General features: G+C 63.7%; 25 protein-coding genes. 15 read left to right on the forward strand and 10 right to left on the reverse strand.

Annotated elements, in window-relative coordinates; genetic code table 11:
- Positions 1 to 14: 14 nt before the first annotated feature.
- Positions 15 to 791, reverse strand: a complete 777-nt coding sequence (locus KIG99_RS01465) for a hypothetical protein (protein WP_226458450.1) — start codon at positions 789 to 791, stop codon at positions 15 to 17.
- Positions 792 to 948: 157 nt separating this feature from the next.
- On the opposite strand from KIG99_RS01465, the gene KIG99_RS01470 reads away from it, so the two are divergent.
- The 6 genes from KIG99_RS01470 to KIG99_RS01495 all read left to right on the forward strand — a co-directional run bounded on the left by KIG99_RS01470 (position 949) and on the right by KIG99_RS01495 (position 6387).
- Positions 949 to 1263, forward strand: coding sequence for a YbjQ family protein (locus tag KIG99_RS01470; RefSeq protein WP_226458451.1), 315 nt, complete (start codon positions 949 to 951; stop codon positions 1261 to 1263).
- A 3-nt stretch (positions 1264 to 1266) separates the two neighbouring features.
- Positions 1267 to 1710, forward strand: a complete 444-nt coding sequence (locus tag KIG99_RS01475) for a YbjQ family protein (RefSeq protein ID WP_226458452.1) — start codon at positions 1267 to 1269, stop codon at positions 1708 to 1710.
- Between the two features lie 3 nt (positions 1711 to 1713).
- A complete protein-coding gene (locus KIG99_RS01480; RefSeq protein WP_226458453.1) occupies positions 1714 to 2556 on the forward strand; it encodes a M48 family metallopeptidase in 843 nt (280 codons plus the stop codon).
- Between the two features lie 258 nt (positions 2557 to 2814).
- Complete coding sequence (locus KIG99_RS01485; RefSeq protein ID WP_226458454.1) at positions 2815 to 3651, forward strand: fumarate reductase cytochrome b subunit; 837 nt, start codon at positions 2815 to 2817, stop codon at positions 3649 to 3651.
- 1 nt (position 3652) lies between these two features.
- The gene (locus KIG99_RS01490) at positions 3653 to 5632 is read left to right on the forward strand and encodes a fumarate reductase flavoprotein subunit (RefSeq protein ID WP_226458455.1); all 1980 of its coding nucleotides are present in this window, start codon (positions 3653 to 3655) and stop codon (positions 5630 to 5632) included.
- Positions 5629 to 6387, forward strand: coding sequence for a fumarate reductase iron-sulfur subunit (locus KIG99_RS01495; protein WP_226458456.1), 759 nt, complete (start codon positions 5629 to 5631; stop codon positions 6385 to 6387). Before KIG99_RS01490 ends, KIG99_RS01495 begins: the two co-directional genes overlap by 4 nt.
- 18 nt (positions 6388 to 6405) lie before the next feature.
- Here KIG99_RS01495 and KIG99_RS01500 read toward each other — a convergent pair whose 3' ends face one another.
- Positions 6406 to 7122 carry a substrate-binding periplasmic protein gene (locus tag KIG99_RS01500; protein ID WP_226458457.1) on the reverse strand — a complete coding sequence of 239 codons (717 nt, stop codon included), beginning with the start codon at positions 7120 to 7122 and terminating at the stop codon, positions 6406 to 6408.
- Between the two features lie 170 nt (positions 7123 to 7292).
- On the opposite strand from KIG99_RS01500, the gene KIG99_RS01505 reads away from it, so the two are divergent.
- The gene (locus tag KIG99_RS01505; RefSeq protein ID WP_226440280.1) at positions 7293 to 7646 is read left to right on the forward strand and encodes a DsrE/DsrF/TusD sulfur relay family protein; all 354 of its coding nucleotides are present in this window, start codon (positions 7293 to 7295) and stop codon (positions 7644 to 7646) included.
- 85 nt (positions 7647 to 7731) lie between these two features.
- Here KIG99_RS01505 and KIG99_RS01510 read toward each other — a convergent pair whose 3' ends face one another.
- On the reverse strand, positions 7732 to 9060 hold the full coding sequence (locus KIG99_RS01510; RefSeq protein ID WP_226458458.1) for a malonyl-CoA decarboxylase: 1329 nt from the start codon (positions 9058 to 9060) through the stop codon (positions 7732 to 7734).
- A gap of 179 nt (positions 9061 to 9239) precedes the next feature.
- Between KIG99_RS01510 and KIG99_RS01515 the strand changes: the two genes are divergently transcribed.
- Both KIG99_RS01515 and KIG99_RS01520 read left to right on the forward strand, forming a co-directional pair.
- Positions 9240 to 9458: a Nif11-like leader peptide family natural product precursor gene (locus KIG99_RS01515; RefSeq protein WP_226458459.1), complete on the forward strand. Its 219-nt coding sequence runs from the start codon at positions 9240 to 9242 to the stop codon at positions 9456 to 9458.
- Positions 9459 to 9716: 258 nt separating this feature from the next.
- A complete protein-coding gene (locus tag KIG99_RS01520; RefSeq protein ID WP_226458460.1) occupies positions 9717 to 10070 on the forward strand; it encodes a hypothetical protein in 354 nt (117 codons plus the stop codon).
- A gap of 182 nt (positions 10071 to 10252) precedes the next feature.
- Here the strand turns inward: KIG99_RS01520 and KIG99_RS01525 are convergent, their stop codons facing one another.
- A complete protein-coding gene (locus tag KIG99_RS01525; protein ID WP_226458461.1) occupies positions 10253 to 11470 on the reverse strand; it encodes an MFS transporter in 1218 nt (405 codons plus the stop codon).
- Between the two features lie 87 nt (positions 11471 to 11557).
- Here KIG99_RS01525 and KIG99_RS01530 point away from each other — a divergent pair, with 87 nt between their 5' ends.
- Positions 11558 to 12502 (forward strand): GlxA family transcriptional regulator, encoded by a 945-nt coding sequence (locus tag KIG99_RS01530; protein WP_226458463.1) that lies wholly within the window; start codon positions 11558 to 11560, stop codon positions 12500 to 12502.
- A gap of 127 nt (positions 12503 to 12629) precedes the next feature.
- On the opposite strand, the gene KIG99_RS01535 is transcribed toward KIG99_RS01530, so the two are convergent.
- Positions 12630 to 13532 (reverse strand): LysR substrate-binding domain-containing protein, encoded by a 903-nt coding sequence (locus KIG99_RS01535; RefSeq protein WP_226458464.1) that lies wholly within the window; start codon positions 13530 to 13532, stop codon positions 12630 to 12632.
- 127 nt (positions 13533 to 13659) lie between these two features.
- On the opposite strand from KIG99_RS01535, the gene KIG99_RS01540 reads away from it, so the two are divergent.
- The 3 genes from KIG99_RS01540 (at position 13660) to KIG99_RS01550 (ending at position 16537) form a co-directional block, all read left to right on the forward strand.
- Positions 13660 to 14775, forward strand: a complete 1116-nt coding sequence (locus KIG99_RS01540) for an S-(hydroxymethyl)glutathione dehydrogenase/class III alcohol dehydrogenase (RefSeq protein ID WP_264180385.1) — start codon at positions 13660 to 13662, stop codon at positions 14773 to 14775.
- A gap of 13 nt (positions 14776 to 14788) precedes the next feature.
- Positions 14789 to 15631, forward strand: a complete 843-nt coding sequence (fghA, locus tag KIG99_RS01545) for an S-formylglutathione hydrolase (protein ID WP_226458465.1) — start codon at positions 14789 to 14791, stop codon at positions 15629 to 15631.
- Between the two features lie 171 nt (positions 15632 to 15802).
- Positions 15803 to 16537: a dinitrogenase iron-molybdenum cofactor biosynthesis protein gene (locus KIG99_RS01550; RefSeq protein WP_226458466.1), complete on the forward strand. Its 735-nt coding sequence runs from the start codon at positions 15803 to 15805 to the stop codon at positions 16535 to 16537.
- Here the strand turns inward: KIG99_RS01550 and nudC are convergent.
- The 5 genes from nudC to KIG99_RS01575 all read right to left on the reverse strand — a co-directional run bounded on the left by nudC (position 16534) and on the right by KIG99_RS01575 (position 20585).
- A complete protein-coding gene (gene nudC, locus KIG99_RS01555) occupies positions 16534 to 17292 on the reverse strand; it encodes an NAD(+) diphosphatase (RefSeq protein WP_226458467.1) in 759 nt (252 codons plus the stop codon). The two genes, KIG99_RS01550 and nudC, sit on opposite strands and share 4 nt — an antisense overlap.
- Positions 17293 to 17422: 130 nt before the next feature.
- Positions 17423 to 17887: a PaaI family thioesterase gene (locus tag KIG99_RS01560; protein WP_226458468.1), complete on the reverse strand. Its 465-nt coding sequence runs from the start codon at positions 17885 to 17887 to the stop codon at positions 17423 to 17425.
- Positions 17888 to 18034: 147 nt separating this feature from the next.
- A complete protein-coding gene (locus tag KIG99_RS01565) occupies positions 18035 to 19246 on the reverse strand; it encodes an MFS transporter (protein ID WP_226458469.1) in 1212 nt (403 codons plus the stop codon).
- An 83-nt stretch (positions 19247 to 19329) separates the two neighbouring features.
- Complete coding sequence (locus KIG99_RS01570) at positions 19330 to 19734, reverse strand: phage holin family protein (protein WP_226458470.1); 405 nt, start codon at positions 19732 to 19734, stop codon at positions 19330 to 19332.
- Positions 19735 to 20246: 512 nt separating this feature from the next.
- Positions 20247 to 20585, reverse strand: coding sequence for a hypothetical protein (locus KIG99_RS01575; protein ID WP_226458471.1), 339 nt, complete (start codon positions 20583 to 20585; stop codon positions 20247 to 20249).
- A gap of 311 nt (positions 20586 to 20896) precedes the next feature.
- Here KIG99_RS01575 and KIG99_RS01580 point away from each other — a divergent pair, with 311 nt between their 5' ends.
- Together KIG99_RS01580 and yjjJ are read left to right on the forward strand one after the other, a co-directional pair.
- Positions 20897 to 21472, forward strand: coding sequence for a hypothetical protein (locus tag KIG99_RS01580; protein WP_226458472.1), 576 nt, complete (start codon positions 20897 to 20899; stop codon positions 21470 to 21472).
- Positions 21473 to 22145: 673 nt separating this feature from the next.
- Positions 22146 to 23510 (forward strand): type II toxin-antitoxin system HipA family toxin YjjJ, encoded by a 1365-nt coding sequence (yjjJ, locus tag KIG99_RS01585; RefSeq protein ID WP_226458473.1) that lies wholly within the window; start codon positions 22146 to 22148, stop codon positions 23508 to 23510.
- Positions 23511 to 23640: the final 130 nt, after the last annotated feature.

Below are 23640 nucleotides of genomic sequence, written 5' to 3' on the forward strand. Positions count from 1 at the left end.
CCGCCCGCTCCGCCTCAGAAGCTCTCCGACCAGACCGCCTTGATGACGTATTTCTCCGGCGTTTCCTTGAAACCCTGGCCGATCCCGACATGAAACGAACCGCCCGCCGTCTGCATCTCGCCGACCAAGTAGAGCGTGCGGTCGCCCGCGCCCGGATTCAGATCGCTCAACTTACCCCAGTCGAGATAGGCTTCCAGGCCCCAGGCAAAATCGCCGGACAGCTTGTGCATGGCCTTGAAATCGACATTGAAGTCGGGCCGCCGATCCGCGCCGGCCTGACCGTAGCCCCACATCAGGTGCGGATTGGCGACCAGCCGGAAATGCTCGCCGTCGTAACCGGCGATGCCGCGGAATTCGATGCTCGTCTTGTCGGCGACGAAGCGCGGCGAATTGATGTCGTATTCGGCATTGAAACCGTAATACCAGCCGCCGCCCAGCGGCCGGATGTGCTTGAGGCGGAACATGATCGCCGACTCGCCCCAGTCGCCGCGCCGCGAACTCGGGCTGTCGATGCCGGCGCGCATCACCGGCAGGTGGATACCGGCCTCCCAGCCTGGCGCCAGGCCGGTCGCGAACTCGGCCATGACATAGCTCATCTTGTCCACCGGCCAGGTACCGTCGCGCGTCGTCTTGTCGCCCTGCAGCGTGTGATTGGCATGCAGGGTCGCGACCAGTTCGCCGCGCGCGGCGAGGTCGCCCTCATGCACCATGATTTCCGGATCGGCCGCCGCCCCGCCGGCGCACGCCAACCAGGCCAGCGCGGCCGTTAGTTTTTTCCCTGAACAGATCATTTTTTATGTTTTTTTGGCAACAGGCGGAGATTTGCATACCGCTGCGCTTCCGGCAAGCGACAAGCAACAAATCACCCACTTGGAATATACTGCCGCGGCACCGGGATGGCCCGGCGGCGAACTTATCAACCCAGGCAGTTCTCGCGAGGAAATACGCATGATCGTCACCAATATCGAAACCGTTCCCGGCAAGACCATCGTCAAGCATCTCGGCCTGGTCAATGGCAACACCGTGCGCTCCAAGCACGCCGGCCGCGACCTGATGGCCGGGCTAAAGAACATCTTCGGCGGCGAATTGAAGGGCTACACCGAACTGCTTACCGAGTCGCGCGAGGAAGCCGTACAGCGCATGCTTGCCCAGGCCGAAGCGATCGGCGCCAACGCCGTGGTCAATGTCCGTTTCTCGACCTCCTCGGTCGCCGCCGGCGCTGCCGAACTGTTCGCCTACGGCACGGCCGTCGTGGTGGAATAAGCCATGTACGACCTGATATTTTTCCTGATCCTGCTCGGCTGCGGCTACGTCTTCGGTCAACTAGCCGAAAAGCGGCACTTCCGCTCGATCATCGCGCGCGAAGCCGAGTTGCAGGATCTGCTCTGCTTTTCGGAACGCAACATCCCCGCGGCCCATACCGGCGACGCCGCGCTGGTCTGCGGCAGCGTCGTCATCTCGATCGACTATTTCAAGCGCTTCGTCGCCGGCCTGCGCAACTTCATCGGCGGCCGCGTCAGTTCCTACGAGTCGCTGCTCGAACGCGCCCGCCGCGAAGCCATGCTGCGCATGAAGGAAGAAGCCCGCGCCCGCGGCGCCAGCAGCGTCTGGAACGTGCGCCTGGAAACCGCCTCGATCTCCAAGGACAACGACCAGACGATCGGTGCCGTCGAGGTCGTCGCCTACGGCACTGCCGTAACGCCGCGCTAGACGATGAGCGACTACGAGAACCGGCCGGTCCCGGAAGGGATCAACATCAGCCCGTCGCATCCGCTCAAGGAGTTCGGCCTGCTGCTCGGCGGCATCAGCGCCGTGCTGCTGACCGGGGTGCTGCTGCTATCGCTCCTCGCCGGCCATCTCGTACGTTACGTGCCCTTCGCACAGGAAAAGGCCTTGCTCTCCGGCGTCGACATCGGCTGGCTCAAGGATGACCAGAACACGGCCAGCCAGCAGAAACAGCGTTACCTGCAGGCGCTGGCCGAGCGCCTGGCGACGAACATGCAGCTGCCGCCCGGCATGAGTTTCAGCCTGCACTACTCACCGGATACGACGGTCAATGCGATGGCCACCCTGGGTGGCCATATCGTCGTCTACCAGGGCCTGCTCGCCACCCTGCCCAGCGAAAACGCGCTGTCCATGGTGCTGGCGCACGAAATGGCCCATGTCCGGCAGCGCCACCCGATCGTCGCCGTCGGCCGCGGCTTTGCCGTCATGCTGGCGCTGAGCAGCCTGGCCGGGGTCGGCGACGGCGCCATGCAGCAATGGGTCGGCAACATGGGCATGCTGTCGATGCTCTCCTTCAGCCGCGCCCAGGAAGAAGAAGCTGACGCCGAGGCGCTGCAGACCGTGCTGCGCACCTACGGCCATGTCGGCGATGCGGCGGCATTTTTCGAATATATCGCCGGTCGACCGCAAAGCCTCGAAGCCCCGGCCATTTTCAACACTCATCCCGACCACGCGGCGCGCATCGCCCGCATCCAGCAATTCGCGCAAGCTCATCCGGGCGCAGCCGGACAGGTCCTCACCCCACTGCCGGCATTCCTGAAAAAACCCTAGCCGGCAATCGGTTTTGCGGCAGCGCAAAATCACCTAAAAAAACCCGTCAACCGATCTGGTACAAGGCTTATACAAGCCTTACAAAACACGGCATAACAAATAATTGCTGCAATGCAGCATAACCCCGACTCCCTGTGCTAAAGTCGGAATCGATAGTCAAAAAACACGAATGTCGAAAGCAGCGCCGGCAAAACCTGCCCGCCGCCGCATTTCGACCTCGACCTTCAACGGGGAAGGCCTCGCAACAGGAAGCGCATCATGGCAAGCCAGATAGAGCACAGTAAAGCCAGCCACGAACAGATCAACCTGGACGCCAGCGGACAGTTAAGCCTCGATGTTCCGCAACGGAGCTGGGCGGTCGACGTCCCGCCCCTGCGCAAAAGCCGCTGGCCGGCCCGTCTCGATCTGCTGCAAAGCGCCTCCGGGCTGTTTCTCGGGCTGTTCCTGATGGCACACATGTTCTTCGTGTCGAGCATCCTGATCAGCCACGACGCCTTCTATACGATCGCCCGCTTCTTCGAGGGCGTCTATTTTCTCGGCAAGCCTTATCCGATCATGGTTTCGGCCGTGGTCTGCGTGATCACCACCATCTTCATCCTGCATGCCTGGCTGGCGATGCGCAAATTCCCGGCCGGTTATCGCCAGTACCGCAGCTTTGTCGCGCACAAGAACAGCCTGCAGCACGCCGACACCTCGCTGTGGTGGCTGCAGATCTGGACCGGCTTCGCACTGTTCTTCATGGCCACCATCCATCTCTACGGCATGCTGACCCAGCCGGCGCTGATCGGCCCCTATGAATCGGCCGACCGCGTCTGGACCGGCGGCATGTGGCCGCTCTACCTGATGCTGCTGTTCGCCGCCGAACTGCATGGAAGCATCGGCCTTTACCGGCTGGCCATCAAATGGGGCTGGTTCGCCGCCGCTTCGGCCAACATCAGCCGTCGTCGCCTGCAGATGGCGCGGCATGCGCTGAGCGCCTTCTTCATCACGCTCGGCTTGGTCACCCTGCTCGCCTACGTCGAGCTTGGCCGCGCCCACGCCGAAAAGGCCGGCGAACGCTACGTCCCCGGCCAGCAAGCCAGCGGCAGACACTGACATGGATGTGATCCATACCGACGTCCTCGTCATCGGCGGCGGACTGGCCGGTCTGCGCGCCGCCCTCGCCGCGAAAAAGCGTGGCCAGAAGGTCATCATCCTCAGCCTGGTACCGCCCAAACGCTCGCACTCGGCCGCTGCCCAGGGCGGCATGCAAGCCAGCCTGGGCAACACCGCCAAGGGCGCCGGCGACAACGAAGACGTGCATTTCGGCGACACCGTACGCGGCAGCGACTGGGGCGCCGACCAGGAAGTCGCCCGCATGTTCGTGCATACCGCGCCCAAGGCCGTACGCGAGCTGGCCGCCTGGGGCGTGCCCTGGAACCGCGTCGAACGCGGCCCGCACGACGTCATCATCGACAGCCAGAAAGTCACGCTCAACGAGGCCGATGCGGCGCACGGCCTGATCACCGCGCGCGATTTCGGCGGCACCAAGAAATGGCGTACCTGCTACGTCTCCGACGGCACCGGCCACGCCATGCTCTACGCCGTCAGCGACCAGACCATCGCCGCCGGCATTCCGGTGCATGAGCGCATGGAAGCGGTTTCGCTGATCCATGACGGCGCCCGCTGCTACGGCGCCATCGTGCGCAACCTGACCAACGGCAAGCTGTCGGCCTATGTCGCCCGCGCCACCTGCATCGCCACCGGCGGTTTCGGGCGCATCTACCAGGCGACGACCAATGCCGTGATCAACGAAGGCATAGGCGCCGCCATCGCACTGGAAACCGGCGTCGTGCCGCTCGCCAACATGGAAGCGGTGCAGTTCCATCCGACCGCGATCTTCCCGGCCGGCATCCTGGTCACCGAAGGCTGTCGCGGCGACGGCGGCCTGCTACGCGACGTCGACGGTCACCGCTTCATGCCGGACTACGAGCCGGAGAAGAAGGAACTGGCCTCGCGCGACGTCGTCGCCCGCCGCATGGAAGCGCACATCCGCGCCGGCAAGGGCGCCCGCAACCGCTTCGGCGAGCATCTCTGGCTCGACATCACGCTGCTCGGCGAAGCGCACATCAACAGCAAGCTGCGCGAAGTGAAGGAAATCTGCCATCACTTCCTCGGCATCGACCCCGCCAAACAATGGATACCGGTGCGCCCGGCCCAGCATTACTCGATGGGCGGCATCCGCACCAATGCGCAGGGCGCCGCCTACGGCCTGAGCGGCCTCTTTGCCTGCGGCGAAGCGGCATGCTGGGACCTGCACGGCTTCAACCGCCTGGGCGGCAACTCGGTCGCCGAAACCGTCGTCGCCGGCATGATCGTCGGCGAAGCAATCGCCGATTTCTGTGCCTCGCCGGCCGGCGACATGCACGTTTCAACCGCGCTCGTGCGCGACTGCCTGGAAAAGGCCGAAGCCGAATTCACCGCGCTCAGCGACGGGCAAGGCACGGAAAAGGCCGGCCAACTGCTGCGCGAGATGCAGGCGATCATGACCGAACAGGTCGGCATCGTGCGCCACGGCGAAACCCTGGGCGCAGCGGTCGACGCCCTGCAGAAGCTCGTTTTGCGCAGCCGGCGGATCGGCCTCGGCGGCCGGCGCCCGGGTGCCGATCCGGAACTGACCACCGCCTGGCGCCTGCAGAAAATGCTCAAGCTGGCGCTCTGCGTCGCGCGCGGCGCCGAGCAGCGCTGCGAAAGCCGCGGCGCGCATTTCCGCAGCGATTACCCGCAGCGCAACGACGCCGACTGGCTCAAGCGCAGCCTCGCTTATTGGCCGGACGCGGCGCAACCGCTGCCCAGCCTCGCCTACGAGGAACTCGCCATCGCCGGCATGGAACTGCCGCCCGGCTGGCGCGGCTACGGCACGCGCGATGCCATCGAGCATCCGGCCACCGCCATCCGCCAGGCCGAGATCGACGCCATCCGCGCCCGCCTCGGCGAGGCCGACCGCCACGCCATCCAGGATGCCCTGATGCCCTTCCGCCACCTGTTGCCGGCGCATCTGCGCGGCAACAACGCCCGCCTCGACGAGTCCGCATGATCAAGCTCTTTCGCCGCCCACCGGCCAGCCAGGCACCGCGCCGCCTGACCTTCAGCATCCTGCGCCACAACCCGGCCGATCCGGCCAGCCGGCCGCAGTTGCAGGACTTCGAAATTGAAGAAGCCGAAGGCATGACGCTGTTCATCGCCCTCAACGAAATCCGCGCCACGCAGGACGGCTCACTGCAGTTCGATTTCGTCTGCCGCGCCGGCATCTGCGGCAGTTGCGCCATGCTGGTCAATGGCCGGCCCAGCCTCGCCTGCCGCACGCTGACGCGCGACCTCGGCACGCAGATCACGCTGGCACCGCTGCCCTTCTTCGAGCTGATCGGTGATCTATCGGTCAATACCGGCAAATGGATGCGCGGCACCAGCGAACGCCTGCGGACCTGGATCCACAACGCTGCACCGGTCCAGCTCGACGCGCTCGAAGAAAAAATGGCGCCGGAACTCGCCGAAGCCATCTACGAACTCGACCGCTGCATCGAATGCGGCTGCTGCATTGCCGGCTGCGGCACGGCGCAGATGCGGGAAAATTTTGTCGGCGCGGTCGGCATGAACAAGATCGCCCGCTTCCGCCTCGATCCGCGCGACACGCGCAGCGACGAGGATTTCTACGAGCTGATCGGCGACGACGACGGCGTCTTTGGCTGCATGTCGCTGCTCGGCTGCCACGACGTCTGCCCGAAACAGTTGCCGTTGCAGACGCAGATTGCCTACCTGCGGCGCAAGATGGCGATCGTCGGCCTCAGCTGAGGCCAGGCGGTCGATGCCTCAATCGACGCGAAAAGGCAGGAACTTCGAGTTGATCCGGTCGTAGGTGCCGTTGACCTTGATCCGGTCGAGCGCCTTGTCGAGTACCGGCTTGAGGTCGGCGCGCTGCGGCGTGATGCCAAAGGACGCCGCATTGTCGAACTCGGGCGCCTGCAGGATCACCGGTACCAGCCCGAGTTGCAGGAAAGCGCGGTTCTTGCGCAGGTTGAGGCTGCTCATCAGCGGCACGACGCAGGCCTGGGCGACGCCGGCCACCAGTTGCTCGACCATGTCTTCGGCCGTTTGCGCGCCGACCGACCGCCAGCCCTGCTGCCGGATATAGCCTTCCTGCACCGAGCCCTTGAAGGTGGAAACGCGCACATCGGGCTGACCGGGCGTCACGCCGGGTTTGGCGAAAAACAGGGTTTGCGAGCGGTAGACCGGGCGGGTGAACAGCACCTTCTGACGGCGTTCCGGCGTATTGAGCAAACCGACGGCAGCCACGTCAAAATGACCGCTTGCCAGATCATCGAGCAAATATTCGAACTGCCGCGGTTCAAACTCGCAGCGGACATTGATTTCCGCACAAAGAGCCTGCATGACGGCGACACTGAAGCCGGTCAGTTGCCCGCTGGCGTCGCGATAAGCCATCGGCGGCGCATCATCCACCACCACTACCTTGAGCGCGCCAGGCTCACCCGGTGCGGCAGTTGCTGCCAGCGGGAGCAAGAGGAACAAACACCAAACAAGGAACTGCCGAAGTTGCCGCATGCTTCTTCACGCCACCTATGATTTGCAGCCAGTATAGCGCCACGCTGCCGCCAATTTGATGACTGCGCGCGCTCAAGCCGACTTGCCAAGCGCGCCGTATTTACGCAGCATGCACGGCACTTACCAAGGAGCACTCCATGCAAAACATCCTGATCATCATCCACGCCGCCCCCTATGGCAGCGAACGCTGCCTTTCCGCCCTGCGCCTGGCCTGTGCCCTGAGCGGCAGCGATGCCAAGCCGCAGGTCAATATTTTCCTGATGTCCGACGCCACGGTACTCGGCCTGCCCAACCAGATCGACGGCACCGGCAACGGCCTGCAGGGCATGGTCGAACAACTGGTTGCCAGCGGCGCCAGCATCAAGCTCTGCCGCACCTGCGCCCTGGCGCGCGGCCTCGGCGAACTGCCGCTGATTCCCGGCACCAGTATCGGCACCCTGGTCGAACTGGCGGCCGCGACGCTGGCAGCGGACAAGGTCATCACTTTCTGAGCCAAAAAAAGGCCGGGCAGCGCGCCCGGCCTTTTCTGCATTTTCGACCTTTTCAGACGGTCGACCGCCTGAAACAGGCAAAAACCTACTTGCTGCGCGCCAGGCGCCGCACCCCGGCCGACATCGCGATCTGGCCGGTGCTGGCGAAGGCCTCAAGGTTGGTTTCGATGTCATCCAGGCTGTAGAAGTAATTGACCATCAACCCGAACGACTGCCGGAAGCCTTTCGGCGAGGCATCGGCCAGATAATTGAGCTGCTCGACGCGCGCCCCGTTACCAAGATGGAAACGCGACACCGGGTCGAATGGCGCACCGCGCTCGCCGCCGCCCTGCTTGGCCGTGGCCAGGTAGCGCGCGGCGAGTCGGGTCAGCGGATCGCGCAGACTGCGCACCTGCTTCTTGTCCTCGGCCCACGTACCGGTCGACAGCGCTTCGAGCGGCAATTCGCTGCCCGCCTCGGCCAGTACCTGCGGATTCTTCTTCACCCACGCAGCCAGGCCCGGCATCGGCGACAAAGTCGCGAAGCTGGCAAGACGCGGGAAGTCGCGCTTCAGGTCGTCGATCACCCGCTTCAGCAGGAAATTGCCGAACGAAACGCCACGCAGGCCGACCTGGGTATTCGAGATGGAATAGAAGATCGCCGTGTCGGCCTTGCTGTTGTCGAAGACCGGCGCGTGCTCGTCGAGCAGTTCCTGGACGTTGGCCGCGAGATGGTCGGTCAGCGCGACCTCGACAAAAATCAGCGGCTCGGCCGGCATGCGCGGATGGAAGAAGGCGTAGAGCCGGCGGTCGGAATCGAGCCGGTTCTTGAGATCGGTCCACGAGCGGATTTCATGCACCGCTTCGTACTCGATCAGCTTCTCGAGCAAGGCAGCCGGCGAATTCCAGGTGATGCGCTGCAATTCCAGGAAGCCGACGTCGAACCAGGCTGACAGGCGCGACTCCAGTTCGCGGTCGAGCACGGCCAGTTCGCGGTCGTTTTCGAGATAGCGCAGCAGGTCGGCGCGCAGATCGACCAGAAACTTGACGCCCTGCGGAATGGCGTTGAACTGGGTCAGGATGCGGATGCGCCGCGAGCGCATCGCGCCGCGCATCGCCGCCTCCGCCTTCCACTGCTCGGGCGTGCCGACCGCGGCCTGGTAGGCGGCGTGCGCCGTCGCCACCTTGACCGGGTCCGGCCCGAACTCGAGCGCGATCAGCTTGAGGAAACGCTGCCGGCCTTCGTCATTGAGGCTGAGATAAGTTTCGGCGAGACGCGCCGCGCGACCGCGCGCCGACACTTCGCCACCCTGCCCTTCGGCACATTCATGCAACTGCGCGCGCAAACGCTCCAGGCCGCGCGGCGTCAGCGCCACACGCGCCGCGCCGGCGCCGACCATCGAACGCAATTTATCGACCAATCCTTTTGTCACCATGGCTCACCTCCTGCCGGATATTGTGCCCCAAGGCGGGGCAGATTTGGCCCCGGAATTGCTTACACCCCCCGACGCCCCGGAAAAGACGTCGTTTTTGTCGACAAGCCGACAAAGCGGACGCTCGCCCGGCGGGCGGGAATACCCCCTTTTTTCGCAACAACGTTGAACAGGAGAAACAGATGTCGATTGTCCCCATCAAGGCCTTTTCCGAAAAAGCCAAAAGCGATCCGGTGCTGAAAGAGCAATTGCTGGCCTGCCAGAAGATCAAGGAACTGCGTGCCCTGGCCCTGGAGCACGGCTTTGCCATCGACGAGAACTCGCTCTACCCGCCCAACGAACCGCAATTCACCGAAGACCAGCTCTCCGAGCGCCTGATCAAGGCCCTGCTGCGCGTCTGAAGCATTGCCCACTCGGCGAACAAGGCCGGCGCGTCCGGCCTTGTTCGTTTTCGGGTGTTTTTAGCGGTCGACCGCTGCGCCAGGGCAAAAACCGCATCAAGCGACCCGGGCAAACCTTGGCCTGGCGCTGACGATTACAGTTTGTAACGAAACGAATCCGGTCCCGGGGTTAGCATTCGCGACTTTGCGCCATCTTGCCCGGCCTGCTGCCCGATGCGACAACAGCGTTCCCGGTCAAACGCCCCCAGGACTTACGCGATGAAATCCCTCCCCCTGCTGCTTGCCGCCTTGCTGGCAATTCCTGCGTCCGCCATTGCTGTGGAAGCGATCAAGATCGACATCTACCTGGCTGACCAACTGGAACAATCCGTCACCCTGAGCGGACCAAACTCGACCGCCAGCATCACCGGCAGCAACATGCCGGGCACCACTTTCGAGTTGCGTCTGATCGCCCCGGAGCCGCTCATCGTCGAGATGAAGGAACATTCAAACGATGGTCGTGCAGATGCAACCGGACGCGCCAAAATACTGGCGGCCGGCAACTCCTTTGCGGTTTCGGAAATCAAGGGAGCAACGTTTCGCAATCCCTACGTACTTGTCCGCCGCAACTAAGGAATTCCCTCTACCCGCCCAACAAACCGCAATTCACCGAAGCCCGGCTCTCCGAGCGCCTGATCAAGGCCCTGCTGCGCGTCTGTAGCATTGCACACTTGGTAAACAAGGCCGGTTCGTCCGGCCTTGTTCGTTTTCGGGTGTTGTTTGCGGTCGACCGTCAGCCAGGTGCCAAAAGCAGTTCACGCACCGTTAGCCAGCAAGGACGCCGGGCGCCGTGTCGCCAGCCAGCGCCCGGCGATGGTCAGGATCAGTACGCCGACCGGCAGCGCCGCCCAGAGATTCAGGGCCTGCCAGCCGAAGCGATCAACCAGCGGCCCCGAGCTGAAAGTGACGCCGGCGATGGCAAGAAAGACCAGGCTGTCGTTGAAAGCCTGAACACGGGCCTTGTGCGCCGGCGGACAGCATTCGACCAGGCGCGTCGTGGCACCGACGTAGAGGAAATTCCAGCCGATACCGAGCAGGATCAGCGCCAGCTCGAAATGAACCAGTGTTTCGCCGTTGACCGCAACGCCGATGCAGCCAAGCATGCAGAAGGCGCCAAGCAGCATCACCGGCAGCACACCGAGACGGCGGATCAGCGCACCGGTAAAGAAGGACGGTGCAAACATCGCGACAACATGCCACTGGATGACCGTCGCCGTCGCGGCAAAATCAAGATGGCTGCACAGCATGGCCAGCGGCGTTGCCGTCATCAGCAGGTTCATCAGCGCATAGCCGACCACGCCGACCACCACGGCCAGCAGGAAATCCGGCTGACGCAGCAGCGGCATGAAAGATGCCGGCACCTGCGCCGTTTCGGCCGGCAGCGGCCGCACCAGGCGCAGGCGGGTCGCCAGGAAGGCGGCGAGCAGCGCCACCCCGACCAGGGCAAGGAAGCTGGCGGCAAAGGCGGGCGCGAAAGCATCCCTGGTCCAGCGCGCCAGGCTCGGGCCGGCCAGCGCCGCCAGCACGCCACCACTCAGAGTCAGCGAAATCGCCGAACTGCGCCGCTCGGGCGGCACGGCGTCGGCCGCTGCGAAACGGTAATACTGCCCGACCGCGCTGAAGATGCCGATCACGCCGCCGGCCAGCGCAAACAGCACGAAGCTGCCCAGCCAGATTGCGGCCGCAGCCATGGCCAGGCCGAGCGCACCGAACAAGGCGCCGCCGCAAAATACCGGGCGCTGCCCGTAGCGATTGATCAGGCGTGCCACCGGGTAAAGCGCCAGCAGCGTTCCAAGATACTGCACGGCAAGCGGCACGGTCGCCCAGGCCGGCGAAGCCAGGCGCGCGCCGATCAGCACCGAGGAGGCAAGCAGCAGGCTGATGCAGGTCATCACCGCCGCCTGCGACAGCGCAAGCAGCAGCACGTTGCGCCGCGCGTCGGCGGCAACAGGGGGTGAAAGGGAAACGGACACGGGACTCTCCTGATCTAGAAATACGGGTTCCCCATGGTGCCGAAAAGCGTTAATGTCTCAAATGACTACTTTCCCACTTTTTACGCCATGCCCCGTCAGCTGCTCTTCGTCCTCTATCCACGTTTCCAGCTGCTCGATGTGGCCGGCCCGGTCGCTGCCTTCGAGGCAGCCAACGACATCGTCGCCGCCAGCTATCAGGTGCAACTGGGCAGCCAGAACGGTGGCCCGGTCGCCAGTTCCTCGGGGCTGGCGCTGGACAGCATCGCCTTTGCCGCTGCGCCAGCGCTCGACCAGCCGGGCGACACCCTGCTCACCGTGGGCGGCCACGGCATCAACGCGGCCAGCGAAAATGCCGGCAATCTCGATTTCCTGCGCCGGCGCGCGGCGACCGCCGGACGCCTAGCCAGCATCTGCTCCGGCGCCTTCCTGTTTGCCGCGGCCGGCCTGCTCGACGGGAAAATGGTGACCACACACTGGAAGCGCAGCGCCGATTTCCGCCGCCGCTTTCCCGGCGTTTGCCTGGAGGCCGACCGCATCTACGTCAACGACGGCCGGATCTGGTCCTCGGCCGGCATCACCGCCGGCATCGATCTCGCGCTGGCGCTGATCGACGCCGATCTCGGCGAACAGGTAGCGCGCCAGGTCGCCCGCCAGCTGGTCGTCTATTACCGCCGGCCGGGCGGCCAGACGCAGTATTCGGCATTGCTCGAACTGAGCGGCGGGCCCGGCCGCTTTGCCGGATTGCTCGACTACATCCGGCAGCACCTCGATCAGCCGCTCGGCGTCGAAGAACTTGCCGCGCGCGCCTGCATGAGTCCGCGCCATTTCGCGCGCAGTTTCACCGCCGAAACCGGCAGCTCGCCGGCCCGTGCCGTCGAACGCCTGCGCATCGAAGCTGCCGCCAGCGCCCTCGAAGCGGGCAACAGCGTGCAAAGCGTTGCCCGCCAGTGCGGCTTTGCCAACCCGGAAACCCTGCGCCGCGCCTTCATCCGCCTGCGCGGCATGCCGCCGTCGGCGCTGCGCCGGGCTTGAGGGAAAATTGGTTTTGCCGGTTTTTTAGCGGTCGACCGCTAAAAAACCGGCAAAACCACTACCAGCCCCGCGCCGACTTCAGGGCACCAGAAACGGCAGCCCCTTGGGCAGCCAATCTTTCCCCGGCCTAGCTCGCCACCGCATCACGATACTCCGGGCAAACCGCCAGCCCGACTTTCAGCGCCTCGACCAGCAAGCGCACTTTCGGCAAGGCATAGCGGCGTTGCGGGTAGACCGCCCAGACGGCGGCGTTGGGCGGCTGGTTGGCGGCGAGCAGCGCGACCAGGTCGCCACGCCGCAGCGGATCGAGCACGTAGTAATCCGGCAACTGGCACAGGCCGAAGCCGCGCAGCGCCGCGTCGAGCACTGCCTGACCGCTGTTGCAGCGCCAGTTGCCGCTCGGCCGGAACGGGTATTCCTTGCCGTCCTGCTGGAACAACCAGCTGTCGCCGGTGCCGATCAGGCAGTTGTGTTGCCCCAGTTCCGACAAGGTATGCGGTCGACCGTATTTTTCGAGGTATTTTGGCGCGGCGCACAGATACATCGCGCGCGGCGCCAGGCGCGTCGCGACCAGGCTGGAATCGGTCAGCCGGCCGAGGCGGATGGCGAGGTCGAAGCCTTCATGCACCATGTCCAGCGTGCGGTTGGTCAGCTCGATTTCGACTTTCAGGGCCGGATGTTGCGCCATGAAATCATTGACCAGCGGCACGATGAAGCGCTCGCCGTAGGCCACCGCCGCGGTCATGCGCAGCAGGCCGGTCGGCGCGCTGTGCAGGTCGCTGATGCTCAGGAAGGCTTCGTCGCGTTCCTCGATCAGGCGCTGGCAGCGCGCGAAGAAAGTCTGGCCGGCTTCGGTCAGCGAAACGCGCCGCGTCGTCCGGTAGAGCAGCCGCGCCTGCAGGCGTTCTTCGAGCAGCGCGATCTGCCGGCTGACATGCGATGACGACAGGCGCAAACGCTCGGCAGCACGCGAGAAATTGCCGCATTCGGCGACGGCGACGAATTCATCCAGGCCTTCCCAACGGCTCATCTGTGGCGCCCTCCTCCGGCGGCTTGATTATCCCCATACAGCAACAATCAATCCTTGAAAGTCGATTTATCCGCAACGGGTGGCTAATTATACTCGGCGCCATTGTCACCCTTCCGAGAGTTCCGCCATGTCGATCAAGTCCCGCGCCGCCGTTGCCTTTGCCGCCGGCCAGCCCCTGCAGATTGTTGAAGTCGATGTCGAAGCGCCCAAGGCCGGTGAAGTCCTGGTCCGCATCGTCGCTTCCGGCGTCTGCCATACCGATGCCTTCACGCTCTCCGGCGACGATCCGGAAGGTCTCTTCCCGGCCATTCTCGGCCATGAAGGCGGCGGCATTGTCGAGGCGATCGGCGAAGGCGTCACCTCGCTCGCCGTCGGCGACCACGTCATTCCGCTGTACACCGCCGAATGCGGCAAGTGCAAGTTCTGCCTGTCGGGCAAGACCAACCTCTGCCAGGCGGTGCGCGCCACCCAGGGCAAGGGCCTGATGCCGGACGGCACCAGCCGCTTCTCCTACAACGGCCAACCGATCTACCACTACATGGGCTGCTCGACCTTCTCGGAATACACCGTGCTGCCGGAAATCTCGCTGGCCAAAATCGCCAAGGATGCGCCGCTGGAAAAGGTCTGTCTGCTCGGCTGCGGCGTCACCACCGGCATCGGCGCCGTGCTCAACACCGCCAAGGTTGAAGAAGGCGCCACCGTCGCCGTCTTCGGCCTGGGCGGCATCGGTCTGGCGGCGATCATCGGCGCCAAGATGGTCAAGGCCTCGCGCATCATCGCCATCGACATCAACCCCGCCAAATTCGAGATCGCCAAACAACTGGGCGCCACCGACTGCATCAACCCCAAGGATTTCGCCAAGCCGATCCAGGACGTCATCGTCGAGATGACCGACGGCGGCGTCGATTACTCCTTCGAGTGCGTCGGCAACGTGAACCTGATGCGCGCCGCGCTCGAGTGCTGCCACAAAGGCTGGGGCGAATCGACCATCATCGGCGTCGCCGGTGCCGGCCAGGAAATCTCGACGCGTCCTTTCCAGCTCGTCACCGGCCGCGTCTGGCGCGGTTCCGCCTTCGGCGGCGTCAAGGGCCGCACGGAACTGCCGGGCTATGTCGCCAAGGCGCAAAGCGGCGAAATCCCGCTCGATACCTTCATCACGCACACCATGCCGCTCGAACGGATCAACGAAGCCTTCGACCTGATGCACGAAGGCAAGAGCATCCGCACCGTGATTCATTTCTGAGCGGAGCCGCACGATGAACCTCGAAAACCTCTCCTGCCAGAAGCTGTTCGGCGGCTGGCACAAGCGTTACCGCCATCATTCCAGCACGCTGAACTGCGCCATGGTCTTCTCGATCTACCTGCCGCCGCAGGTCGAACAGGGTGAAAAGCTGCCGGTGCTCTACTGGCTGTCCGGGCTTTCCTGCACCGACGAGAACTTCATGCAGAAGGCCGGCGCCCAGCGCCTGGCGGCCGAACTCGGCATCATCATCGTCGCGCCCGATACCAGCCCGCGCGGTGACGACGTGCCGGGCGATCCGGACGGCGGCTGGGATTTCGGCCACGGCGCCGGCTTCTACCTGAACGCGACGCAGGAACCCTACGCCCGCCACTACCGCATGCACGACTACGTGGTGCATGAACTGCCGGCGCTGATCGAAGCCAGCTTCCCGGTTTCCGGCAAGCGCGGCATCAGCGGCCATTCGATGGGCGGCCACGGCGCCCTGGTCTGCGCCCTGCGCAATCCGGGCCGCTACCAGTCGCTGTCGGCCTTTGCGCCGATCTGCAACCCGGCCGCCGTGCCCTGGGGCGAAAAGGCTTTTACCGGTTATCTCGGCGTCGACCGGGCGAGCTGGCGCGAATGGGATGCCAGCCAGTTGCTGGCCAATGCCGGCGAAAAGCTGCCGATGCTGATCGACCAGGGCGACCGCGACCAGTTCCTCGCCGTTCAGCTCAAGCCGGAAATGCTGCAAGTCGCGGCGCTGGCCGCCGGGCATCCGCTGACGCTGCGCACGCAGGCGGGCTACGACCACAGCTATTACTTCATCGCCAGCTTCATCGACGATCACCTGCGCCACCACGCGCAGGCGCTCAAGTAAGCCGGCGCGCCTCTTGTCGAAAACTCGACAAGAGGCTGTCGCGGACCAAAGCGCGACAAATTAGTTCAATTCAGCGAAAACGCTGACCAGGACTACCAAGCCGGCGCTTGGCACCATCCCTGCAAGGGCAAAATCTCCAACGATAGGCCAGCAAGGCCAAGGAGATCCCCAATGGACCAGAGAACCATGCCGATTACCCAGGAAGCCGCGCTGCGCGTTGCCCTGGCTTCCCGCGCCATGCCCAATGTCACCCTGCCGCGGTTGATTGCGCTGTTGCAGAGCCATCTCGGTGAACAAATCGACACCGACAATTTGCGTGCGATCACCGTCACCAACCTGAAAACCGGGCTGGGCAGCATGGATGGCGAGGAAGACGACGAAGACATGGGCATCGGCATCGACGCCATGAAACTCGCCGTGCGCATCTTGTGGGGCGAGGTGCAGGACGACGAAAACCTGCCGCAGGCCGAGCCTTATGCCGACGGCGACATCCCCGATTCGCTGCGCGTCGCCATCGCCTCCGACAGCGGCAACGAGCTGAACGGGCATTTCGGCTCCTGCCTGCGCTACCTCGTCTATCAGGTATCGGCCACGGAAAGCCGTCTGATCGGCGTGCGCAGCGCGCTGGAAGCGGATTTTGCCGAGGACAAGAACCTCTTTCGCTGCCAGTTGATCGGCGACTGCCATGTGCTCTACGTCGTGTCGATCGGCGGGCCGGCGGCGGCCAAGGTGATCCGCGCCGACATTTTCCCGATCAAGCTGCCCAACGGCGGACCGGCGCTGGAAGTCATCGGGCGCTTCCAGCAGGCGCTGGCCGACTCGCCGCCGCCCTGGCTGGCAAAGATCCTCGGCGTCAGCGCCGACAAGCGTCTGCGCCTGTACAACGCGGAGGAAGAAGACGATTAAGCCGGGCGCTGCGCCGCGTCGATCAGGCGGCGCGAGATGCTGATCGGATCCGGCAGGATGGGCAGCGCATCGGGCGCAAACCACTCTGCCGCTTCGATTTCGGCCGGATCGGGCGTGATTTCGCCGCCCGCGTAATCGGCAAAGAAGGCGATCATTAATGAATTGGGAAACGGCCAGGGCTGGCTGGAGAAATAGCGCAGGTTGGTGATCTCGATGCCGACCTCTTCGCGCACCTCGCGCGCGGCGCATTCTTCGAGCGTCTCGCCCGGTTCGACAAAACCGGCCAGGGCGCTGAACACGCCCGGCTTGAAATGCGGACTGCGCCCGAGCAGCAGCTTGTCGCCGTCGCGCACCAGCACCATGATTGCCGGCGACAGGCGCGGATAGGCAAGCAGGCCACAGTGCGGGCAGTGCATCGCCAGTTCGCTGTCCTTCTTTTCGGTCGGCGTGCCGCACTTGCCGCAGAAGCGGTGGTTGGCCTGCCAGTCGAGCAATTGCGTGGCGCGCCCGGCCAGGGCGAAGATTTCCGGCCCGGCCAGCTGGAAGATGGCGCGCAGCGGCGTCGGCTCGGCGCCGGGCATTTCCGGCAATTCGGCAAGGTCGACCGCATGGCAGGGCTGGCCGTGCAATTCGCCGACGTAAAGGGCGTTGTCCGGGTCGCCGAAGGCGCCGGCCGGGCCGAACGGAAAAACCGTATCGACCAGGGTCAACAAGCGATGCTCGGAACGCAGGATCCAGTAACCGGTTTTGCTCATGCTGGGCGTGTGCTGCTGTCAGGAAAGACGCAAGCTTAGCATCCGCCCCGGGCAAAAGCCGTGCGCCACGACCGGCGCGCGGCTTTGCCCGCATTTTTACGGTCGACCGCTACGCCGGTGGCAAAACCACTCAGGCGGCGACGAAGGTATCCGGCATCTGCACCGCGACGATCTCGCCGCGCGCCGTCGCGACGCCCTCGGCATACACCGTCGCCTCGACCACCACCTTGCGCCCCTTGATTTCCTTGACCCGACCGCGGATTTCCAGCTCCGGGCCGAGCGGCGTCGGCTTCAGGTAACTGACCTGCAGCGAACCGGTAACGAAACGAAAGGCCGGCAGGCTGTCCATGCTGCGGTTTTCCGCCCGGTACATCGCCGCCGCGGCGGTGCCGGTGCCGTGGCAATCGATCAGCGAGGCAAGCAGGCCGCCATAGACGAAACCGGGGATGGCCGTGTGTTCCGGGCGCGGCTGGAAATGCGTGACCGTTTCGTCGCCCTCCCAGAAAGTCTTGATCCGGTGGCCGTCCGCGTTGTTGCGGCCGCAGCCGTAGCAGTGCGCGAGATTCTCCGGGTAATAGTCCTGAAAGGCCTGCATGCTTGTCTCCTTGTTGTTTAAGCAAGGCGCATCCTAGGCGATGCCGGCCGGCGGCGACCACTGCGCCCGCCGACAACAAGCATGCAAATTCGGCCTATTTTTGCGGTTGACCGGTCGACGCCGCAAATAGGCCGATTTGCCCGCGGGTCAAGGCTTATGCCCGTGCATCACGATACGCCCGACATACCAGATCGCCACCAGATTGGCGCCGACCGCCAGGTAACCGGCAAACGGATAACCGACGACATGGCCATCGGCGTCGAGCGCAATCATGTAGCCGGCCAGCGTCGTCGCCAGGCCCATCGCCAGCGACTGCACGGTGCCGTTGAGCGACATGAAGGTGCCACGCAACTTCGGCTGCGCCGCCGAGGTGATGACCGCCATGGCCGGGATCATGCGCCCCGAGATCAGCACGAAAAAGCTGGTCGAGCAGATCAGCCAGCCCCACAGCGGCAGGCGGCCGACATGGGTAAGGACGAGCAGCGGCACGATGGTAATCAGCGCCACCCAGCGATAGGCTTCGACCTTGCCATGCCGGTCGGCCCACTGGCCGATCAGGCGCGCGCTGATGAAGGTCGCAAAACCGCCGGCGAGATAGACGAAGGGAATATCGTGCGGGTCGATGCCGACATTATTGACCGCGTAAACCGTGATGTAGGGAATCACCGTGAAGCCGGAAAACACCAGCAGCGCCGAGAACAGCAAGGCATGCCGGTGATTGGCTTCGCCGAGCACGCTGAAGGTCGCCGAGAGCAGGTGCGCCCGCTTCTCTTCGCTCAGGTGATGCCGCAGCTCGGGCAGGAAGCGCAGGCCGACTACGATAAACAACACGCTGGTCGCGGCGATCAGGATGAACGGCGTCTGCCAGCCGAAATGATTGGCCAGCCACAGGGAGAGCGGCACGCCGGCAATGGTCGACAGCGAGAAGGCACTGGCGATCAGGCCGCTCGCCCGCGCCCGCCGCGAGAACGGAATCACGTCGCCAACCATGGTCTGCACCAGCGCGCCCATGATGCCGCCGAACACGCCGGCCAGGCCACGCGCCAGCAGGAGCATGGAAAAGCCCGGCGCCAGCGCACAGGCCAGCGTCGCCAGCGCAAACAGCGCAAAGCAGACGAGCAGCATGCGCTTGCGCTCGAAGAGATCGACAAAGGTCGCCGCCAGCACACCGGAAATCGCCGCGCTGAAACTGTAGGAGGCGACCAGCAGGCCGAACTCGTGCGTCCCGATGCCGAACGCCGCCATCAGAATCGGCCCGAGCGGCATCATGATCATGAAATCGAGGATGTGGCTGAACTGGACGCCAGCCAGGGTCAGCAGGAAGAAACGTTCGGTACGCGGGGCGAGCTCGGTGGTCATGGATCGTGCAGCAACTGTTCGCCAAGGGCGGCCGGCAAGGATACGCGTCCCGACGGCCCGGCGGTAGCTTTCCCCGGCAAAAGCTACATCGAGATGGTCGGCCCGCTCGCCGGCAGGCGATAGATGGTCAGATCGGCATCCGGCACCAACCCGCCGAGCAGCATGCTCATCAGCGCAATGAACAGGCTGGCAAAAAACGCCGTCCAGAAGCCGGAGATTTTGAAGCCATCGACCAGGCGCGCCACCAGCAGCAACATCAGCGCATTGATCACGAGCAGGAAGAAACCCAGGGTCAGGAAAGTCAGCGGCAGGGTCAGCACGATCAGCAAGGGGCGCAGCACTGCGTTGGCAAAACCGAGCAGCAGCGCCGAAACCAGCAGCGTGCCGGTACTGGCAAAGCGGATGCCGCTGAACACATGACTGGCCACCCACAACGACAAGGCGATGATGCCCCAGTGAATGAAGAAGGCGGTCAGATTGGCGAGCATGCTAATTCCTCGAATGAACTGAACGGGAATTATCGGCCATCCAGGCCAAAGCAGGAAACGCCAGCCCCTTGCCCGACACTTTCCGCGCGCCTCCGAGCAGTCGACCAGCCCGCCCAACGCCCACCGGAGCATGGAAGACGGGCACACGCCAAGACGCCGGCAGCCCGATAATTAATCATTGCAAAAGAATTACAAGTTTATGTTGCACTGCAGCAAATCTGTGCCACAATGGACCTGTCTCCTCCATTCCAAAAAATGGATTTATGCCCGCCTAGTGCGGGCATTTTTTTCGCCGGAAAATTGCCCGGAAAGCCAGGCCAGCCGGCCCGAAGCGGGCCACACGACGGATCGCTCGCAGCGGCAACTCCGCCACCCTGCCAGAAACGACAGACGAAAAAGAAGCCCGTCTAATGCGGGCTTTCCTTTACTTACCTACTTAGTCTCCTCCACCCGAATCACGCTTAACCGGGAGGACGCTGGCGTCCAGTGAGGACGGATTATCCATAGTTGAATCAGTTTTGTATAGATAAATTTTGGGGCATGGCGTGCGTGCGGCACTTCTTGCAGCGGATGCCGAGGTGGCCCAGATCGGGACAGGGTTTCGTCCAGTCCGACATCACGTCGGGCAACGCGGCGGCCAGCCAGGCAAACTCACTGACGTCGAAGAAATTGCCCAGCCCGATCCAGCGCAATGCCTTCAGCTTGCCGAGCGGGCGCAAGCAGCCAGCCGCAACATGGATCGCACCGAGGAGCAGCCAGCGCAGCCGGGGCCCGGCCTGCCTGTCCTGCTCCTGCGCGGCAAGCAAGACCTCCTGAAGCTGCTTGCGAAACTCATCCAGCGACAAACTCACGCAATCTCCCGGTTCATTTGATGCTGCAGCCCCCGGAAAATACCGCATCGCCACACGCTACGCACCAGCCACATGAACGGCAACAGCTATGAAAGCCGACAGCCACCGAGGCTTGACGCTCCATTGCCCCACCCCATAACATGCGCCTGCGATAATTTGTGCCGTTTTCATAAAACACCGGGAGCGACGATCCGCCATGCAATCTCAACGGATTTCGATATTCGTCCTTTTCCGGCACAACGCTATCGATATTGCCTGGATGAAACATCAATCCACACGCGAAACCAGAAGGCCTCTCAGGAAACAATGAAATGAAAACCGTATTTTCAGTTGTGGCGCTAGTAGCCGCACTGGCCGGCTGCGCCAGCCAACCGTCCTCAACGGCCAGCGAAGCGGCTGCACCGGCCCAGAAAGGCGCCTGCATGACCAACTTTGCTACCGAAGGCGGCTTTTGGACTGGCCAGCGTCACAGCACCTACGAGGTATTTCAGAAGAAATCACCGGCCGCCGCCTTTGACACCCTGCTTCAGACCGTTGCAACGAATGGGTATCAAATCGTGACCAGCAGCAAAGAATCCGGCCTGATCAGCGCCAACCAGACCGTAAGCTACGGCAAGGGGAAAACGGTACCGATCAATGTCGTCATCAAGAAACTTTCTGCCTCGGAAATCCGTGTTGATGTCTCATTGGCGCTATCCGGTGGCGTTTCTGCGCCGATCGACAGCGTGCAAGGCGAATTCTGCAAGTTCATGGATGCTGTCCGTCAAACCCCCAACGTGAACGATCCTGCTGCGCAACAAGGCGCGCAGTCTTCCGGCGAGACGGCCGGTAGCGCAAAAAAGACGGCAACGTCAAAGAAGGCAAAAAAGAAAACGACCAGCCAGTAGGTTTCCCGAACATCGCCCCCGACATGGGGGCGATGTCTTTCTGGTTCAGCGACACTCCCGGCAGCCTGACCGGCCAAAACATGGCGGCCCCGACAGTTTCATTTCCGACTGTTTATTACCGTGTGATTCACAGTTCAACCCAGCCCCCGCCGCAGCGCCCGGATTTTGCTCCACAACACCGCTGATCGCCATCACCTGCATGCAACACTCCAGCCAGTCCGGGCGATTCTGCAATCGCTCGATGGCGCGTCGAGGTCGTTGGCAATCGCTTCGCCGTAGGCACCCCGGGCCTTGCGCTGCGCACGAATACGGACGCCGAGCGCGACAAGCTGCTCGGCAACGACAGTGGGGTTTACTGGGGCTTTGGCCGGCATTGTGTTTCTCGTATTAGGCAATCATTAACATTCGCCAATATTGAGAAACACTTTTTATTATCAACTCCCCGAAGGATCATCTCCACATAACGCGAAAATCAGGCCTCGGCAGTTCAGAGCAAATTACGCTGTTTTTAGCGGTCGACCGTTGAACACAGGCAAAAACCAGGCTCAGCTGTGAAAACAGCTTGCACGGCTGGCGCCCAGCGTTTCTCAATGGCCGCATCGCTGCCGCTGCAATAGCCAAGCCGCCGCAACAAGACTATGATCAGTTCAACAATCTATTCATGAATGAATTCATGTCAGCACCAGATCACTCGCTAAGCATTCGTACATTGCTTTCGTCCGGCCCGCTCACCGCTCGCCAGTTGACCGAAAAAATGGGCGTCAGCCAGGCCACGCTGTCCCGTGCCATGCAGTCGCTGGGCGATCAGGTCATCCGTTTCGGCCCGTATCGATCTATTCACTACGCACTGCATCGGCCCCTGCTCGCCATGCCGGATGTTGCCATCTATCGCGTCACGCCGGCCGGCCAGGTCGAGGCGCTCGGGCGGCTCAGCCCGGTGCAGCCCACCGGCTACGTGATGACCAACAGCGACGGCAGCACCAGCCACAGCGAAGGCTTTCCCTGGTGGCTGGACGACATGCGCCCGCAGGGCTTTCTCGGCCGCGCCTTTGTTGCAGCCCAGGCGGAAACGCTCGGCCTGCCGCCCCGTCTCGGCGACTGGCAGGAAGAACACATCCTGCGCGCCCTGCTCAGCCAACCGGGCAGCGACGCCATCGGCAATTTGATTGTCGGTGACGCCGGGCGCGAACACTTCATCCAGCGCCCAGCGCCGGTCGCGCTGCCGGGCACCGGACTTGCCGCCGCCTACGCCGAACGCGCCCGGCAAGCGCTGAGCGGTGAAACCCCGGCCTCCTCGGCCGGCGGCGAGCAACCCAAGTTCGGCACCTATGCCGAAACGGCCAGCGGCCCGCGCCATGTGCTCGTCAAGTTTTCACTCGCTGCCGCAGAAGGCGCCGACAACCCCGTCGCCCAACGCTGGCGCGACCTGTTGCTGGCCGAGCACCACGCCTTGACACTGCTGCGCGAAAACGCCATCGCCGCCGTCGCCACATGCATCCTCGACCACGGCCGACAACGCTTTCTCGAAGTCGAGCGTTTCGACCGCATCGGCCCGCACGGCCGGCGCGGCCTCATTTCGCTCAGCGCCATGGACGCCGAATTCATCGGCCTCGGCCGTGGCGGCTGGCCGACTATGACCGCCCGCCTGCTTGCCGAGCGTCACATCACCCGCGACGCACATGCGGCCGCCTGCCTGCTGTACGCCTTCGGCACGCTGATCGGCAACACCGACATGCACCCCGGCAACCTCTCCTTCGTCACCGACAGTGGCCGCCCCTACAAACTGGCGCCGGCCTACGACATGCTGCCCATGACCTTCGCCCCGCGCAGCAGTGGCGAACTCCCCGCCACGCTACCGGCGGCCGGCTTCGACAGCCAGATCAGCAGCGCCCAGTGGCGCCAGGCACTGGCGCTGGCACAGGCTTATCTGGAACGCCTGCACGAGGAAGCGGGATTCACTGCCGGATTTGGCGAATGCCTCGCCGCACTGGACAGGCACTTGCAGACGGCAGCTGAGCGGATTGGGCGGCTGGCATAGCTGCCCGTACGCAGCCCCCAGGCTGCCCGATTTCCGCCCCTTCTGCAAAGACCCGATGGCGCATCGAAGTCGTTGGCAATCGCTTCGGCGCAGAGCCGCTGCGCAATTCCTGAGCACGAACGCAGCCACG

Origin of the sequence: Quatrionicoccus australiensis (genome assembly GCF_020510425.1) — a bacterium.
In the GTDB taxonomy this organism is placed as follows: domain Bacteria; phylum Pseudomonadota; class Gammaproteobacteria; order Burkholderiales; family Rhodocyclaceae; genus Azonexus; species Azonexus australiensis_A.